The organism is Clostridium sp. HGF2 (assembly GCF_964240115.1).
Taxonomy (GTDB): Bacteria; Bacillota_I; Bacilli_A; order Erysipelotrichales; family Erysipelotrichaceae; genus Clostridium_AQ; species Clostridium_AQ innocuum.
In genome coordinates, this window is sequence record NZ_CAXSSO010000016.1 from 1 (window position 1) to 16,901 (window position 16,901).

Below are 16,901 nucleotides of genomic sequence, written 5' to 3' on the forward strand. Positions count from 1 at the left end.
ACCGAAATTTCTATTTCGTGCGCCGCTGTACTCATCAGCGCTCGTATATAATACAACGAATCATACCCTGTGTCAACGATAAAATTCACTTTTTTCATCTTTTTTTTAACATTATCAATCGTAAACGGTTACATCCTTTGTTTACAGCTGTTTCTCTATTCTATAGGAGCTTTTCTATCTCCGTTTATAAAATAAAATGCGATGAAAGGTAATAAAAAGCTGTGACAACCTGCCTGAAGACAGTCTGTCACAGCTCTTTTAGTTGCTTCCATTTTGTAAAGCTCTTATGCTTCCTCGCGAACCCTGCCGCAGATCGGATAGTTTGCACAGCTTGGATTACATGCCTGCTGTGCGGTAAGCCGCAGCTTCGCCGGAACAAGTGCCGTAATTTCATCATCGTCATATCCGACAACGAAGCTCTTCTCATTGATCATAATCGGACGCTTCAGAATGGATGGATTTTTTTGTATAATATCCACCAGCTCCTTGATAGAGATGTCATCCAAATCTCTATGCAGCTCCTGAAATGCCTTGGAACGTGTGGATATAATATCCTCCGTACCATTCTCTGTTCTCTGCAGAAGGTATTTGATTTCATCCTCCTTCAGCAGTGTTGTAAAAATATTCTTTTCAATGTATTTCATATCATTGTCTTTTAACCATTGTTTCGCTTTTCTACAGCTAGCACACCCAGGCGAAGTATATAAAATAATCATCTTCTCTGCCTCCTTCACATATATCTATTATAATTCATTGTATTTTAATAGGAAAGCAATTTTTGCATATTTTGCTTTTTTCCTTGTTTTTCATATTTGATAATAGTATGATAATAAGGAATCAGAAATGCTGTGAAGAAGATATAGTAGTTTTACTGGTGTTCCTCAGCAGAGAGCTGACATACGGTGCAAGTCAGCAGGAGACTGTAAAATGAATTGGGTCTTTGGAGCATGTTCCTGCGGGAACCGTAAAAGCCTTTAACGTTACAGGCAAGTGATTCCCTTGTGCGAAAAGCAATGGAATAAGTCGGGTGGTACCACGCTGTCAGCGTCCCTACATGGTACTTTTTTTATTTTATGGAGGTGTTTTATATGAAAAGAATGCTAAGCGGCATCAAACCAACCGGGCGTTTAACACTCGGAAACTATATCGGAGCTATACGGAATTTCGTAGCTTACCAGGACGATTATGAAATGTATGTCTTCATTGCGAATATGCATGCAATCACGGTTCCACAGGAGCGTGCAGAGCTGAAAAAGAACACAAAGGATTTAATTGCCCTGTACCTGGCTGCCGGACTGGATCCAAAAAAAGCTACGATTTTTTTACAGAGCGATGTGCATGAACATGCGGAGCTTGGATGGATAATGACCTGCAATTCCTATATGGGCGAGCTGCAGCGAATGACACAGTATAAGGATAAGACCGCAAAGGGTGAAACAGGTATTACCGCAGGACTGTTTACGTATCCTTCTTTGATGGCTGCGGATATCCTGCTGTATGATGCGGATTATGTACCGGTAGGTCTGGATCAGAAGCAGCATGTGGAGCTGACCAGAAATCTGGCAGAGCGCTTCAACAACCGTTATGGTGATACCTTTATCATTCCGGAACCGCTTGTCAGTAAGGTAGGTGCAAAAATTTATTCCCTGCAGGATCCTACAAAGAAGATGTCCAAATCTGAGGAAAATCCAAAGGGTACCATTGATCTGCTGGATGAACCGGCAGTAGCACGAAAGAAAATTATGTCTGCAGTTACTGATTCATTGGGTATCATTCAGTATGACCCCGAACATCAACCGGGTGTTTCCAATCTGTTAACAATCTTATCATCCTTGAATGGGGAAAGCATCGAAAACATTGTTGAGCGCTATAAAGGTAAGGGCTATGGCGATTTCAAGAAGGAGGTCGGCGCTGCAGTCTTTGATTTCCTGAGTGAGCTGCAGGCAAAGTACAAAGAGATTCTCTCCAGCGGTATGGTGGAAAAGGTTATTACAGAAGGAAATGAAAAAGCAAGACGCAGTGCGCACAAAAAGCTGATGAAGGTCAAGAAAAAAGTTGGTTTCCAGTTATTTTAAATAAACGCATTGCTTATAACTTTTCAATTGTTCGAATAAGAAGCATTCCCCGTAATGCTTCTTTTCTCTTCCAGCAGCTTATTTGCTGGTTTTCCTGTTTATGTATGATATGATACATATAGAAGGAGGGGGTTGTATGCATAGCTTATTTCTACGCGAAGTATCAATAGATTGGGATGCTGTTAGCGACTATACGCAACATATTGCGGCACTGCACTCCTTTGACCGGCTAATCTTTCAAAAACAGATTACCTTTTTTACAGGAGAAAACGGCTCCGGCAAATCAACGCTTCTGGAGGCGATTGCTGTTGCTTATGGTTTTAATCCGGAGGGTGGTACCAAAAACTACCGCTTTTATACAAAGGATACGCATTCCTCCCTGCACGAGGGGATTCATTTAAGCCGCGGTTTCTGTCAGCCCTCCTGTTCTTATTTTTTACGGGCGGAAAGTTTTTATAATCTTGCGACCAAGGCTGAGGAGTATGCGTCCATCTATCAGGGAAGAGAACTGCATTCCTGTTCCCATGGTGAGAGCTTTTTATCCTTTATACAAAGCTTTCGGGACATCGGCTTGTTTTTACTGGATGAGCCGGAGGCCGCATTGTCCCCACAGCGCCAGCTGACCCTGCTGATACAGCTGTCAACGATGGCTTGGGAGGGCTCACAGTTTCTCATTGCAACAAACTCTCCGATTTTGCTTGGTATTCCCAATGCACAGATTTTAAGCTTTGATGATGGAATCATTGAAGAAATCACCTATGAGCAGACCGCATCCTATCAGATCACCGAAATGTTTATGAATAACCGTGAGTATATGCTCGACAAGCTGTTACGGGAAAACGAGAAATAAAAAGCGATGAATACAAAACAAGCTGCTACCCTTTTGAGAAGCATCCTTCTCTATGTACATTATCGTTGCACGGCTTCTGTTTGAGAATAGCATGAGCTGGTAACAAGCCATATCAGACTTTATGCATAAGCAAACAGGGCAGAAGCTGAACCAGCCTCTGCCCTGTATACGATTGGATTAAATTGCACTTAAATTTAATACGCCGAGGAAGTAACAGATCAGCACTGCAACACCTACAACGATTCGATAATAACCGAAGATTTTGAAATCATGGTTGCGGATATAATTCATCAGGAAGCGGATGGCAAACATGGATATCACAAATGCGATAATGCTTGCGACAACGAGCAGTGCAATATTTCCCCCGCTCATGGAGAATCCGTAATGCATGAAGTATTTTAGGAATTTTAATCCGCTGGCACCCGCCATGGCAGGAATTGCCATAAAGAAGGAAAACTCACTGGCCGCAAAACGGGAACACCCCAGTATGGAAGCTCCTAAAATGGTTGCCCCACTCCGTGAGGTTCCGGGAACCAGAGCCGCAATCAGCTGGAACAAACCAATCAGAAAGGCCGTTTGATAGGTGATTTCACCAACCCTACGGTATTTGGGATGATGCTTGGTGCTTTCCAGTACAATAAATCCGATACCGAATACGATCAGTGCAATTGCCACAACAATGGCATTGTTCATATACTTTTCAACATAGTCATTCAGAAAGATACCGATGATGCCGGGAATGGACGCTACCAGCACATGAAACCACAAATCCCAGGTATTGCGCTTTTCACTGATGGATTTTCTTGGTGAAAATGGATTCAGCTTATGAAAATACAAAACACAGACCGCCAGAATGGACCCCAGCTGGATAACTACCAGAAACAATCCCCAAAATGCAAATTCCGGAGTATCCGGTTTGGCCAGCGACGAGCTCATTGGAAAGAAGCTGTTGAACAGAATCATATGTCCGGTGCTGCTGACAGGAAGCCATTCCGTAATCCCCTGAATGATTCCCAGCAGAACCGCTTTTATCATATCAAATAGAAACATAGTGTAATCTCCTTTTTTTCATTCTTTACCATTGTAAACCACGCGGAGGTAAAGCACAACCTTTCCCCTTGAAAAAACAATAACAATTGTGTAAGAAATAAGCTTTTTTCTGGACCAAAACAACTAGGGTGTATGCATAAGCTCCTTTTTCAGACCTATGCCTGCAGCCACTTTCTTACCATTTCCTTAAACAGGGTTCCGCGCACCTCATAGTTTGGAAACTGGTCATAGCTCGAGCAGGCCGGTGACAGCAGGACGATATCCTGTTCCTTACTGTTCGCAATTGCCACATCCAGTGCCTCCTGCATGGTTTCCACAACCTGAACACGGGAGAAGATATCCTGAAACTGCACTCCGGTTTCCCCAAAGGCCACACACAGCTTGACGCGTTCATCATACTGTTTTAAATCCGCAAAGCTGATACCCTTGTCATGCCCGCCGGCAAGCAGAATGATGTTTTTATCAAAGGAGTTCAATGCCGCAGTGACCGCATGCGTATTGGTTGCCTTGGAGTCATTGTAAAATTTTACACCGTTTTTCTCTCCGATATATTCCAGACGATGCTCCACCGGCGAAAAGGCGGCGATCGCCTTTTGAATATCAGAAACGGATACGCCCAGCTTATAGGCCATGCAGGATGCAATCATGGCATTGGACAGATTATAGTCGCCGACGACATGAAAGTTTTTTTCTTCAAACAGCGCAAGCTCATGCAGATATACCGTACCGTCTTTACGATACAAATCAACATCCTGACGTGTCAGGGAAAAATCAATCACTTTACATGGAATATGCTGCGCATACTGCATGACGGTTGCGTCATCCACATTGCGCAGGAACCAATCATCCTCTGTACAGTTCTCATAAATGCGCATTTTGCTTTCATAATAGGATTCCACACTTGGCATATAGTCCAGATGATCCGGTGCGAGGTTGCATACCACGCTGACACTTGGCGCAAAGTGTTCAATGCCCAGCAGCTGAAAGTTACTCAGCTCCAAGGCGACATCCTTTTCTTCATCTTCATAAGCAAGCGCAAGCTCACTCAGCGGCCAGCCGATGTTGCCGGCTACGATTGCCTTATGGTTATATTTCAGCATTTCATACAGCATGGTGGTGATGGTGGTTTTTCCATTCGTCCCCGTCACAGCACCATACTTGAATTTTGTCGCATACCGGTAGCCGATTTCCACCTCTGTCAGGATCTTCACCTTGTGCTTCACAAAGTAGCGGACAAAGGGAACCGTGTATTTGATCCCCGGATTTTTCACAACGAAGGCATAGTCCTCGCGCTTTAGTTCTTCCGGATGTCCCTTTTCAAACACATGAATGCCCAGAGTCTGCAGCTCATCCAGCTCATGGATCGCATTCATATCCGTAATCGTAACATCAAAGCCATGCCGCTGTAACAGCTTTGCGACCGCAACACCGCTTTTTGCGGCTCCAATTACCAGTACATGTTCCTTCATATTACATTACCCCCAGCCATAAGCCAAGTGCCGCAAGGACAACACCGATGCTCCAGAACATCAGCACCACCTGTGTTTCCTTCATACCGCCCAGCTCGAAATGATGATGCAGCGGTGCCATCCGAAACACTCGCTTCTTTGTCGCCTTATAGCTTGTTACCTGAATGACAACAGACAGCAGCTCCATGACGAAGACACCGCCGATCACTACCAGCAGCAGCTCCTGCTTTAAAATCATGGCGCTTGCCGCAAGCAGACCGCCGATTGCCAGGGAGCCGGTATCCCCCATAAAGATTTTAGCCGGATGCACATTAAAGCGCAGATACCCAAGCAGCGAACCGCATACCGCCAAAAGCAGCATTGCCAGATCCTTATTTCCCTGCAGCAGGGCAAATATCACAAAGGGCGCAATCGCAATGATGGAGGTTCCGGCGCACAGGCCATCCAGACCATCCGTAAGATTGACGGCATTGGATTCACAGGTGAACATAAAGAAGATCAGTACAAAATACAGAATTCCCAGCTCCAGTGAAATATGAACAACCGGAAGAATCAGCGTCGTTTCCGCAATGGAGCGGTAGAACAGATAAAATACGACCGCCAGCACGGACTGCATCAGAAACTTCACAGATGGTTTCAGACCGTCATTGTTCTTTTTCACGACGATCAGGAAATCATCAATGAATCCGATGAGGGCATAGCCCAGATAAGCCAGGACACAGATCAGCATTTCCCCTGAGAAAAAAGCCTTGTAGTCCAGAACCAGCATAACTAGGATTGGGACACTTACAAATACCAGTCCTCCCATCGTCGGGGTTCCCGTTTTCGCCATATGGCTCTGCGGTCCTTCCTTGCGGATGCTCTGTCCGAATTTAATTTTATGTAGAAACGGAATGAGCAGCGGCATTACCACCAGGGTTGCCACCAGACTGATTCCGAATGCAAGCAGATATTTTATTTCCAAAGTAGTTCCTCCTTAGCTAGACGTTCCTTTACGCAGGATCGATCAGAAAAGGGATATTCGTGTCCGAAAGCCGTGATGGTTTCCTCGCTCCCTTTTCCAGCGATTATTATTATATCACTATTTTGTGCTACTTTGATAGTATGTTTTATCGCAAAGTAGCGATTTTCGAAGACTGCTGCGTTGGGAAAGCTCTCACATTTCATGTCAGCAAGGATACGGTCTACACTTTCCCCTCTTGGATTATCACTCGTGAAAACGGCAAGATCACTGTATTTTGCGGCAATGGCAGCCATGGCAGGACGCTTGGTGCGATCCCGTTCTCCTCCACACCCCAAGATGGTCAGAATCCTTCCTTTTTTTACAGAATTGGCAAAGACCAGCAGCTCTTCGACCGCGGCTGCAGTATGTGCATAGTCGATCCAGATGGTGAATCCGCCAACCTCCATAACCTCCATGCGACCGCTGACCGGCAGCAGCTTCTCACAATCCTTACGCAAGCGCTCATAGGAAAAGCCCAGTCGATGGACAACCACAATTGCCTCTGCCAGATTGTATACGTTCACCATACCCAGCAAACGGGCATGAAAATCATAGCCCTGCAGGCGAAAGGAAAGGTCATGATCACTAAGTTCCACATCATGCAGCGGAAAATGTGCTGCCTGCATACCGATGCTGATACAGGCATGCTGGGCAAGGTTGACCAGCTCCTGCATATAGCTGAGGTCACTGTTGTACACAATGGTTCCCTGTGGCTTCAGATAGCGGCGCAGCTTGAATTTGGTATAGCGGTAATGCACTCTGGTCAGGTGATAATCCAGATGATCCTGTGTGATATTCGTATATACGATATCATCAAAATGCAGAAAGCTGATGCGGTTTTGATCAATGGCATGTGAGCTGACCTCCATGACAACATGGGTAATCTTCTCATCGTGCGCTCTCCTGAAATAGTTTGCCAGCTGAAAACAGCCCGGAGTGGTGTTGTGAATTTCAATGACCTCATCCGGATAGCGGACACTTCCGGTGCCGATCTGCAGAACCCGGCATCCTTCCATCTTCAGCAGCTGGGAGATGATGCTGGCAACGCTTGTTTTTCCATTGGTTCCCGTAATGCCGATCACATGCAGATGGGTACATAAATCCCCATAGTACAGCTCCAGCAATGCCTGTGTAATGCGCTCTACATGCGGTGTGTAGTAGACATGCTGCATAGGCAGCATCTGATCGCACAGCACCACTGCCCCCTTGTCCAGCGCCTCCTGTAAAAACGCCGCTCCATCATACAGGCTTCCTTTGCGGCAGACAAAGAGCCAGTCCTTTTTTACGTCGCGGGTATCATCACTGATTCCCTGCAGGATACGCGCATCCTCACAGTCGATATGCAGCAGTGCAAACAACTCATTTAACCTTATCATTTCCAAGATAAATCCAAACCTCCCCTCCCTCAGCACTGAGTGTGGTGCCTGCTTCCGGCATCTGTTCCATTACCGTATCGCCGCTGCCGATAAAGGTAAAGGTGACACCCTCCTGCGCTACATCCTTTTTCTTCTTTCCTCTAAAATCCTGCACCTTGATATTTTCCGTTTCCGGCCAGACCAGCTTCTTCGGAATCTGTTCCTCCGCCTTTTTCACGCCGAGATAGGGCAGAATATCCTCATAGCAGGCCTTTGCGACCGGCGCAATGACCGTTCCACCGTATAGTACGTCATTCTGCGGACTGTCTGCCGCAATATACAGCACGATCTGCGGATCATCAATCGGTGCCGCACTCAGAAAGGACAGAATGTAGTTACTGGTGGAATACACACCGTTTTCCGCAATCTGTGCCGTACCGGTCTTACCACCGATTTTATAGCCCTCGGTATATGCCGGCTTACCGCCGCCATTGGCGACAACGCTTTCCAATGCATAGCGCATCTTCTTGCTGGTATCCTCACTGATCACCTTGCGTTTTGCTGTCGGCTTATATTCCAGTATTGCATCATGGGTAATCGGGTCGTTGATGCTTTTGGTGATATACGGCGTATACAGGGTTCCGCCGTTGATGATGGCAGAGAAAGCGGTAACCAGCTGAATCGGTGTGACACTCAGCCCCTGTCCAAATGCAACCGTCGCCTGTTCCAGCTCTCCCATCGCACTTTTCTTAAACATGATGCCCTTGCTTTCTCCGGGCAGATCAATGCCCGTTTTTTCACCGAAGCCGAATTTTTTTACAAAGTCATATTCATTGTCCAGTCCCATACGCCTCGATATTTCCACAAAGCCAGGATTGGAGGAATTTTCCAGCACCTGCAGGAAGGTCTGCTGCCCATGACCTCCCGCCTTCCAGGATTTGATACGGGCACCGCCGACCATTTCATAGCCGCGGTCGTAATACGTATCCTTAAACATATCAAACAGCTTCAGCTCCAATGCAGAAGCGAAGGTTACGGATTTAAAGGTGGAGCCGGGCTCATAGCTCTTCCAGATTGGCAGATTGCGGTTATATACATCACTGGAATAATCCTTGTAATGATTCGGATCGAAGTCAGGCTTACTGACCATGGCCAGAATTTCCCCGGTATTCGGATTCATCGCCAGAGCCAGTGCGGATTTCGGCTTATAGCGCTTGACCAGATTGTTCAGCTCCCGCTCCACGATATCCTGAATATTGGAATCAATGGTCAGCTGTACATCCATCCCTCTGCCCGGTGCCTCATAGCTTTCCTTATATAATTCAACATTATGCCCCTTGGCATCAAACGGGATATTCAAAGCACCGCTTTTCGCAGACAAAATATCATTATACTGCAGCTCCAGACCTGCCAGTCCCTGATTATCGATACCGGTAAAGCCCAGCACCTGTGCAAGATAGTTATTATTCGGATAGTTGCGCAGGGAATCCTGCACCAGATAAACGCCTGGTAAATCCATCGCCTCCAGCTTGCGCGCCTTATCATCGCTGATCAAACGTCCCTCCGGCTGCAGCTTCTGGGTGCTGACATGCTTGGTGATGGTAGACAGGATTTTTTTCTTATCCGCCTGTAATACATCTGCCAGCTGCTGGGCTGTCTTGTCGGCATCCTGTATCTGGGCAGGTACGACCATCACCGATGTACTTGGAATATCATGTGCCAGAACATTTCCGTTTTTATCCAGAATGGAACCGCGCAGACCCGCTACGGTAAAATCACGCTCCCACAGGCTCAGGGCTTTTTCCATAATATCGGTATGATGAAAGATCTGTTCATAACCGAGCTTGCCCAGTATACAGCAAAAAATAAGAATGCAGCAGAGAAAGATAGTGGATATTCTCGTTTTGACCTTTCCTCGAATCATACCGGATCACCTCAATCCATCGTATGAAATCAAGTCCGGTTTTATGATGGAAATCATGCGCAAGCCCTGGCTTCATTCCTAGGATTCCCTTTTTGCAGCAGTGCTCAGTAAATAATATTTTTTTGTTGACTCTCACGCTGCGTGATACTGTATGATGAAAGAGAAGATATGGTAAGCATTGGCGCACGCAAAGTAAAATGACTTACGTATCGAAGACAGGAGTGGTACCATGAAAACAGTAAAAGAGGTCGCAGCGCTGACAGGCATCAGTGTCAGGACCCTACAATATTATGATGAAATCGGCGTATTCAAACCAACGACACTTACGGAAGCAGGCTATCGTCGCCTGTATGATGAGGAAGCATTGAAAACCCTGCAGCAGATTCTGCTCTTTCGGGAGCTGGATTTTCCGCTGAAGGAAATCAAACGCATTATGACACAGAAGGAATACGATCAGGCAGAAGCATTTCAGAAGCAGAAGGCTTTGCTGATCAAGCGGCGGGATCGGTTAGATCGTCTGCTATCGCTGCTCGATAAATTAGAGAAGGGAGAATCCTGTATGGAATTTGAAGATTTTAAGCTGCAGAGCTACCTGCAGCTGCTGGAGCAATTTAAAGCTGAGCATACCGAGGAAATTATGCAGCAGTGGGGCAGCATTGCCGCCTTTGATGACATTATCGCCCATATACGTGAGCATGAAGCGGATATCGCAAAAACCGCAGTTGAATACTATGGAAGCACTGCGGCGTATACTGATGCCATGAAGTACAATCTGGAGCATTTTTCAGAGATTATGGAAAAGCTGGAGCATATCAGGCAGCAGAATTATGGAAAACGTAATCAACAGCTCATGGAGAAGCTGCTGCAGGATACCACATGTGACCCCGCATCCGCACAGGTGCAGCAGATCATTTACGACATGCAGCATCTGATACCGGAAGAGGAAGCCTGTGGCAGTAATCCAGGTATGCATCAGCAAAAGCTGCTGATTGACAGCTACCTGCATAATGAAGCGTTGATACAGCAGACGGATCAGCGCTATGGCAGGGGAGCATCCAGATTCATTGGAAAAGCGTTGCGCATCTATTTTGACAAGGAGGATGCGGCAAAAAAACAGAGATGAAGAAACATGCAATGAGAAAGGCAAAGGAATGCATAAAAGCCACAGGAACTAACAAAAGCCCTGTGGCTTTTATAAATTGTTTAATCAACAACGTATGCAAGCAAGACTGCAATATGCAAATGGCTGTGCTGGATGACGATATCGCGGATTCCTCTGCATGGGAACACAGCTATTGGAATAACAAAAAGAATGTGTAGAGAATATCCGAATCGTGTCGGTGCAGATGCTGATTATGAGGAGAAGAAGCATTCTTAAGGATGCGCAAGGGTATACGCAAACATCATTTCTCAGAACTTCATGCGTTGTATTGCAGTGACAGAACCGGCAGTGAATGCAGAGCTGGTGCAGCATAGGAAAAAGAATAAATTAGCTTTATCACCTGTTTTTTATGATATGATATAGGTGATAGAAGAACCATTCCGAGGAGGCGCATACTATGAAAATAACAGCTGCTATAACCGCAAATCTAATGGCGATCACCGTGTTTGCTCCCTGTGAAAACGATACTTGTATATTCAGCTGAAAACAAACTCAATCGTGAGAAATAACAAACAAGCAACACAAAGAAAAAAGCCATTAGCTGCCAAGGATGAGCAAGAAAAACTAATAAAAGAAAAATTTACTGAGGAGGAGGTAACAGAGCTGTTAAAGGAAGGATTCACCATGGAACAAATAGCATATGTGGCAAAAGATAAAATAAAAGGTGATAAACAGTGCAGAATCATAGGTATAATTTTTGATATCCTTACATGGTTTATTCCGGATTTTAAATAAGCTAAGCCAGGACACCCGCATGAGATATACCAAAGAGGCTGTTGTTCCAATGCCGGTTATACAACCGTGCTCGTAAAGAAAAGCATGTAAATGACGTACCCCTACGATAATTTGATATCCATTATTTTTAAGGAAGCTTATGTAAGCTTCCTTTTGCGTGCAAGAAGTAAAGCAGCGCGATCATGTTATCCTCTGCTTTTATCTTCCGGATACTTTCTTTATAAGGACATGCTTAAGAGGCATGTGGCATCCTCGTTCGATACATACCACAAGCAGGCAAACGGTTAAGAAATCACACTCTGGGAAGCACCTTTGGTATAGGGGCTCCTGCTCCAGTCAACGGGTTGTGGGAATATGGCGAAACTGCATGGTAAGCTTACACATAATTCTTCACATCCCTATTCCAAAGAAGCTCTTTCTATCCTTGTTCAAGCTGCCCGATTTGAGATTGAAGACAGCCCTGTATACGACTTTTCCTTATGAGTATAGGTTATCAATTTCTATGCACAGGATATCCTGACTTTGAATTATGCACACTGGATATACAGCTTGCATTAACCGAATACTTTTTTACGTATACCGTTCCAGCTGTATTTTCATGCGTATCCTTACCTCTGTTTTTCATCCGCAAGTCCGCAGCGTTTTTCATACATCTGTACAGAAATAAGATACAGCATCAGATCGAACAGGAAGACAACCGCCAGAGTTAAAAGATTGATCGGCAGCAGTGTTTTTGTTCGCATAACCCGTTCAATGGCATGAATGATGAACACACTGGAAATAGCTGTCAGCAGCAGCGGCATGATATAGGTGAAGCCCAATTCCCTGTGGATGGCTTTTTTCATGTCTTGTTTCGATATGCCGATATTTTTCAGAATCTGACAGCGGCCATAATCATCATCCGCATCGTTGCAGGTTTTCATAAAGATCACACCACCACAGGAAACGACGAAGACTAGAAACATGAAGACGCAGGCAGCGTACATAACGCGGACAAATGCCAGATCATCATTTTCGGGATCGACCCCCATAGCTGAAATCTGTTCATCACACAGCGGTGCCAATGTCTTGCGAAGCTCTTTGATATCGACGGCGGTATCCATCTGCACCATTTGCATATGCATATATTGTGTTTTTTCATTGATAACAGCCTGATAGTCCTCATCATTCAGAATGATAAAGTTCATATTGTTTTGCATGATTCCAAAATAATACTCCTCACTCTTTTCCTGAATATGGATAGAGCGTCGAGGAAAGGGAACGATATCCTCTACCTCATCAGCCATGGAAATCAGATATTTCTTTGATAGACGAAGACCGTTTCCCGGCTTCGGTTCCCTGGCGAACACCTGTTTATGAATGCTTTTACAATATGTCTCATAGTCTGTATAGGAAAGCACCATATCTGTATAGATCAGATGGTTTTCATCCTCATAGGTATACGGAAAGCCCTGCAGCACTGCCTGATATCCCATGTTTCCAAAAGCCGCTGCGGCTTTGTTAAGGTCTTCTGTCGGAATAGGCTGTGTATTGAGCAGAATATAGGAGAATTGTCCTTCCCCTGCCGCCATGGCGTCATAGCGCTGCTTAAAGGCCAGCCCTGCATTCAGAGCACTGACGGAGCACAGCATCATAATGGTTACGATGGCATAGGTACGATAATTTTTCTTTACACGAAATACCAGATTGTTGATCCATAATGTCCGCTGCTTTCGATAAAGAAAACCCTTTTTGATAGAAAGCTGCTGTAAAAGATAGGGAAACAGCGAACGATACAGGCCGTATACACCAGCAATGACCAGAACAACAGCAAGCAGCATATAGCTGAAGCTGTCCATTTCCCCAATCTGCATAGCACAGAAGTATCCGCCAATCAGCAGGATGGAAAAGAGAAGAGAAGAAAGCAGAGCACGAAGCCCTGTTGCCCTTACCACCTCACGCTGACGGGTTGCCTCCAGCATATCCCTGATGCTTGTCTTTATGATAGAAAAATACCCTTTTATGGCAAGTAGCAGATATAAAATGAGAAAGGCTGCGGCACATTGCAGAGCGGATACGAAGGAAAACTGCATGGAAATATCCGCTTCCATACCACTCAGCTGAAAAAACAGCATGGCAAACAGCTTAAAGAATACAACACCTGCACCAATACCGGTCAATACGGCACTCAAAGCAGCCAACAGCATTTCCAGCGTATACATACGGGAGATTTCTTTCTGGTCCAGTCCCATGAAAATAAAGGTCCCCATTTCCTTCTTCCGCAAATTCAAAAACACGTTGGTCGCATACCAGAGAAAGCAGAAGACGAAAAACAGCAGCACGACAATCATAGAGACCAGAATCATATCACTGAACTCCTGATTCTTTTTTCCCATGATTTCCAGCAGTCCGGAATCCATTAAGGCAAGAAAGTCATACAGGATAAAGGCGCTGAAGGAAAGAGACAGAATATAGGACAGATAGAACCGGATATTGCGTTTGAAATTTGCAATACTCAGACGCAGTATCTGCATGTTAGTCACCTCCCATGGAAGCGAGCAGCTGCAGGATGCGCTCATAGAATACCGAACGCTCTGCATCCGCATGAAGCGTTGTAAATATCTCTCCGTCCTTCAGCATAAACACCTTGCGGGCGTAGCTGGCACTGAAGGCATCGTGTGTGACCATCAGAATCGTCGCATTGCGCTCCTCGTTGATTTCCTTCAGGCTGCATAAAAGCTCACGGCTGCTTTTGGAATCCAGTGCACCCGTCGGTTCATCCGCAAACACAATGCGGGGATTGCGAATCAGTGCGCGTGCAGCGGCTCCACGCTGCTTTTGACCTCCGCTTAGCTGATGCGGATACTTTTTCAAATGCCCCACCAGATGAAACAGCCCTGCCATTTCCTGCACACGCTGCTGTATGTTTTTTGCCTTCTCGTTTGATAAAGAAAGCGGCAGGGCAATATTGTCCATCAGCGTCATATTATCCAGTAGATTGTAATCCTGAAAGATAAAGCCGATGTGTTCCTTTCGAAGCTTTGCCAGCTTTTCATTGCGAATGGCTGTCAGCTCCTGTCCATCCAGTATAATGCTGCCCTGTGTCGGCTTGTCAATCGTACTCAGCAGATTCAAAAGCGTACTCTTCCCCGCCCCGCTGGGACCCATGACCGCGATGAAATCCCCTTCCTCAATATCCAGTGACAGATTATTCAGTACTGTCGTTCTTACCTCTTTTTTTCCATAGATTTTCGACAGATTTCTTATTTTCATGATTTCATTCATCTTCAGATTCCTCCTTACAGGTTAAGCATACCATGCCCGTGATAGTAAAATCCTTACCACAGGATGACAGTTTTTATACGTAACCTTACAAATTTGTCAGATGAAAGAAATCGCCGTCATGGGAAAAGGTAATCTGTATATCCGTATAGTCCTGTTCACGAGAGGTGATGGTAACCGTATGTCCCAGAAGGTCTGCAATCTTGCGCACAAAATACAGACCCATCCCCGTCGAACGATAGGCACCATTGCGTTGATTTCTTCCCGTATACCCCCGTTCAAACACCGCTGAAAGCTCCTCCTGACGAATTCCGATGCCATTATCTCGAACGTGCAGAACAGCATATTCCCTTACTTCACAGGAAAAGGTAAGCACGGGGTGCTCTTTGTGGTATTTGACAGCATTGGATATCAGCTGATCCAGCATATAGACAAGCCATTGTTCATCACTGAGGACAAGGATATCCACAGAATCCTCGATTTGAATTTCAAAGCCCTCGTGAATCAGAAAATAGGAAGCATTTTTCACAGCGCTTTGAATGGCTTTTTTCAATTCTATTTTCATAATGCTGCGATCCCCTGCCGGCATCCAGGCTTTGGCGGTGCACAGCATCATATGCAGCTGACGCTCCATTTTCTCCAGCTGCTTTTGCATATCCTTCTGCAAGGCGGCATCGGTATTTCGCTCATTCATCATTCGCAGGGCAGCCAGCGGCAGCTTTATTTCATGCGACCAGCGGGATATGTAGTCCTGCAGCTCCTGCTGCTGCATATAATGCTCCTTTTGTTCCCTGAGGTATTCCTGCTCATTATGTGCAAGCACCGTTTGCAGTTCTCCGGTATCATCCAGCTCCTCAATCAGTACATAGGAGGCTGTCTGCATCGCGTTTTGCCAACCTTCTGTCTTTTTTATCCATCGATACCAATCAGACACCGTACACACTCCGATCACCACGAGCAGCATGAAATCCGCATAAAGCAGTTCGGACAGCTCCATTTTTACAGAGGAAAGCCAGAGAAAATACAGATGGTAAATGATCAGCACCGCTAACAGGATACAAATGCATAAACGCCTGTCCTTCAGCCAGCCCTTCATATCAGCAGATACCCCTGTTTCTTGCGTGTCTGTATCAAATCCTCATCACTGAACAACCGCAGCTTTGCCTTTAAGCGTGAAATGCCGGTAGTCAAGGAGCCATCCGATATAAATTCATCCGTACTCCAAATCTGCATCATCAGCTCCTCACGGCTTACGATACTGCCACGGTTTCGAGCAAGAATCTGCAAAATCTTATGCTCTGTCCTGGTCAGCACAATCTCCTGTGAACCATACTGCAGCACTCCTTTGTCAAGATCGTAGCAAAGAGATTCATGCAGTACAATTACGGTATGTCCGACATATTCATAGCTCCTTCGCAAAAGCGCCTGCAGCTTCGCCATCAGAAGGGGTAAAGAGAAGGGCTTTTGCAGATAATCATCGCCACCGCTCATCATCGCCATGATTTTATCCTGATCCTGATCCCTGCTGGATATGAACAAAATCGGAAGCATGGAACATCTGCGGATGGTTTCACACCAGTAAAAGCCGTCATAGTATGGGAGATTGATATCCAGCAACAGAAGGTCCGGCTTCAGCTGTGCTAGCGTTTCTGCGATTTGCTGGAAATCCTGCACGGTATCCACGGTAAAGCCCCAGCGTGTGCAGGCCATTTGTATTTCTCTTGCCAATACCTCATCATCCTCGGCTATCAGAATTTTCATACGATTCCTTCTTTCTCTTCTTTAGCGTATTTTCTTTTCTTTATTATACCTGAAGAACACGATCAGGTATCTATCAGTTTTGTCATGTAACCGATAAACACCGCAGTGCTGCCATGCTGTGTAAGGTCGTATTTTCAGGAGCTTCACATCCCTTCAGCAAGCAATTCCACCAGTATCTCGTCGTCATATTTTTGCACGTGCAGCTGATGAAAAAAGAAGAACTATCAGCTTCTATCCGCCTTCTAAAGTACGTATA

Annotated in this window: 14 protein-coding genes; 4 read left to right on the forward strand and 10 right to left on the reverse strand. The window is 45.5% G+C overall.

Annotated elements, in window-relative coordinates; genetic code table 11:
• Positions 1-284 precede the first annotated feature (284 nt).
• On the reverse strand, positions 285-716 hold the full coding sequence (spx, locus tag ACESPQ_RS19295; RefSeq protein WP_002610030.1) for a transcriptional regulator Spx: 432 nt from the start codon (positions 714-716) through the stop codon (positions 285-287).
• A gap of 372 nt (positions 717-1,088) precedes the next feature.
• Here spx and trpS point away from each other — a divergent pair, with 372 nt between their 5' ends.
• Entirely contained in the window at positions 1,089-2,075 is a 987-nt protein-coding gene (gene trpS, locus ACESPQ_RS19300; protein WP_118002848.1) for a tryptophan--tRNA ligase, read from the forward strand.
• A 136-nt stretch (positions 2,076-2,211) separates the two neighbouring features.
• The gene (locus ACESPQ_RS19305; RefSeq protein ID WP_002610026.1) at positions 2,212-2,925 is read left to right on the forward strand and encodes an AAA family ATPase; all 714 of its coding nucleotides are present in this window, start codon (positions 2,212-2,214) and stop codon (positions 2,923-2,925) included.
• Positions 2,926-3,102: 177 nt separating this feature from the next.
• Here the strand turns inward: ACESPQ_RS19305 and ACESPQ_RS19310 are convergent, their stop codons facing one another.
• The 5 genes from ACESPQ_RS19310 to ACESPQ_RS19330 form a co-directional block, all read right to left on the reverse strand.
• The gene (locus tag ACESPQ_RS19310; RefSeq protein ID WP_002610022.1) at positions 3,103-3,975 is read right to left on the reverse strand and encodes an undecaprenyl-diphosphate phosphatase; all 873 of its coding nucleotides are present in this window, start codon (positions 3,973-3,975) and stop codon (positions 3,103-3,105) included.
• A gap of 155 nt (positions 3,976-4,130) precedes the next feature.
• Entirely contained in the window at positions 4,131-5,444 is a 1,314-nt protein-coding gene (murD, locus tag ACESPQ_RS19315) for a UDP-N-acetylmuramoyl-L-alanine--D-glutamate ligase (RefSeq protein WP_373144774.1), read from the reverse strand.
• Between the two features lies 1 nt (position 5,445).
• Positions 5,446-6,408, reverse strand: a complete 963-nt coding sequence (mraY, locus tag ACESPQ_RS19320) for a phospho-N-acetylmuramoyl-pentapeptide-transferase (RefSeq protein WP_002610019.1) — start codon at positions 6,406-6,408, stop codon at positions 5,446-5,448.
• The gene (locus tag ACESPQ_RS19325; RefSeq protein WP_233105502.1) at positions 6,399-7,823 is read right to left on the reverse strand and encodes a UDP-N-acetylmuramoyl-L-alanyl-D-glutamate--2,6-diaminopimelate ligase; all 1,425 of its coding nucleotides are present in this window, start codon (positions 7,821-7,823) and stop codon (positions 6,399-6,401) included. The genes mraY and ACESPQ_RS19325 overlap by 10 nt, the downstream gene beginning before the upstream one ends.
• Complete coding sequence (locus ACESPQ_RS19330; RefSeq protein ID WP_002610016.1) at positions 7,807-9,726, reverse strand: penicillin-binding transpeptidase domain-containing protein; 1,920 nt, start codon at positions 9,724-9,726, stop codon at positions 7,807-7,809. The genes ACESPQ_RS19325 and ACESPQ_RS19330 overlap by 17 nt, the downstream gene beginning before the upstream one ends.
• A 229-nt stretch (positions 9,727-9,955) precedes the next feature.
• On the opposite strand from ACESPQ_RS19330, the gene ACESPQ_RS19335 reads away from it, so the two are divergent.
• Together ACESPQ_RS19335 and ACESPQ_RS19340 are read left to right on the forward strand one after the other, a co-directional pair.
• Complete coding sequence (locus ACESPQ_RS19335) at positions 9,956-10,849, forward strand: MerR family transcriptional regulator (protein ID WP_373144776.1); 894 nt, start codon at positions 9,956-9,958, stop codon at positions 10,847-10,849.
• A gap of 537 nt (positions 10,850-11,386) precedes the next feature.
• The gene (locus tag ACESPQ_RS19340) at positions 11,387-11,623 is read left to right on the forward strand and encodes a hypothetical protein (protein ID WP_038274633.1); all 237 of its coding nucleotides are present in this window, start codon (positions 11,387-11,389) and stop codon (positions 11,621-11,623) included.
• A 608-nt stretch (positions 11,624-12,231) separates the two neighbouring features.
• Here ACESPQ_RS19340 and ACESPQ_RS19345 read toward each other — a convergent pair.
• The 4 genes from ACESPQ_RS19345 to ACESPQ_RS19360 all read right to left on the reverse strand — a co-directional run bounded on the left by ACESPQ_RS19345 (position 12,232) and on the right by ACESPQ_RS19360 (position 16,645).
• Positions 12,232-14,136: an ABC transporter permease gene (locus ACESPQ_RS19345; RefSeq protein WP_373144777.1), complete on the reverse strand. Its 1,905-nt coding sequence runs from the start codon at positions 14,134-14,136 to the stop codon at positions 12,232-12,234.
• Position 14,137: 1 nt separating this feature from the next.
• The gene (locus ACESPQ_RS19350; protein ID WP_373144778.1) at positions 14,138-14,887 is read right to left on the reverse strand and encodes an ABC transporter ATP-binding protein; all 750 of its coding nucleotides are present in this window, start codon (positions 14,885-14,887) and stop codon (positions 14,138-14,140) included.
• A gap of 85 nt (positions 14,888-14,972) precedes the next feature.
• A complete protein-coding gene (locus tag ACESPQ_RS19355; protein WP_002610009.1) occupies positions 14,973-15,980 on the reverse strand; it encodes a sensor histidine kinase in 1,008 nt (335 codons plus the stop codon).
• Positions 15,977-16,645 (reverse strand): response regulator transcription factor, encoded by a 669-nt coding sequence (locus tag ACESPQ_RS19360; RefSeq protein ID WP_002610008.1) that lies wholly within the window; start codon positions 16,643-16,645, stop codon positions 15,977-15,979. The genes ACESPQ_RS19355 and ACESPQ_RS19360 overlap by 4 nt, the downstream gene beginning before the upstream one ends.
• Between the last annotated feature and the right edge of the window lie 256 nt (positions 16,646-16,901).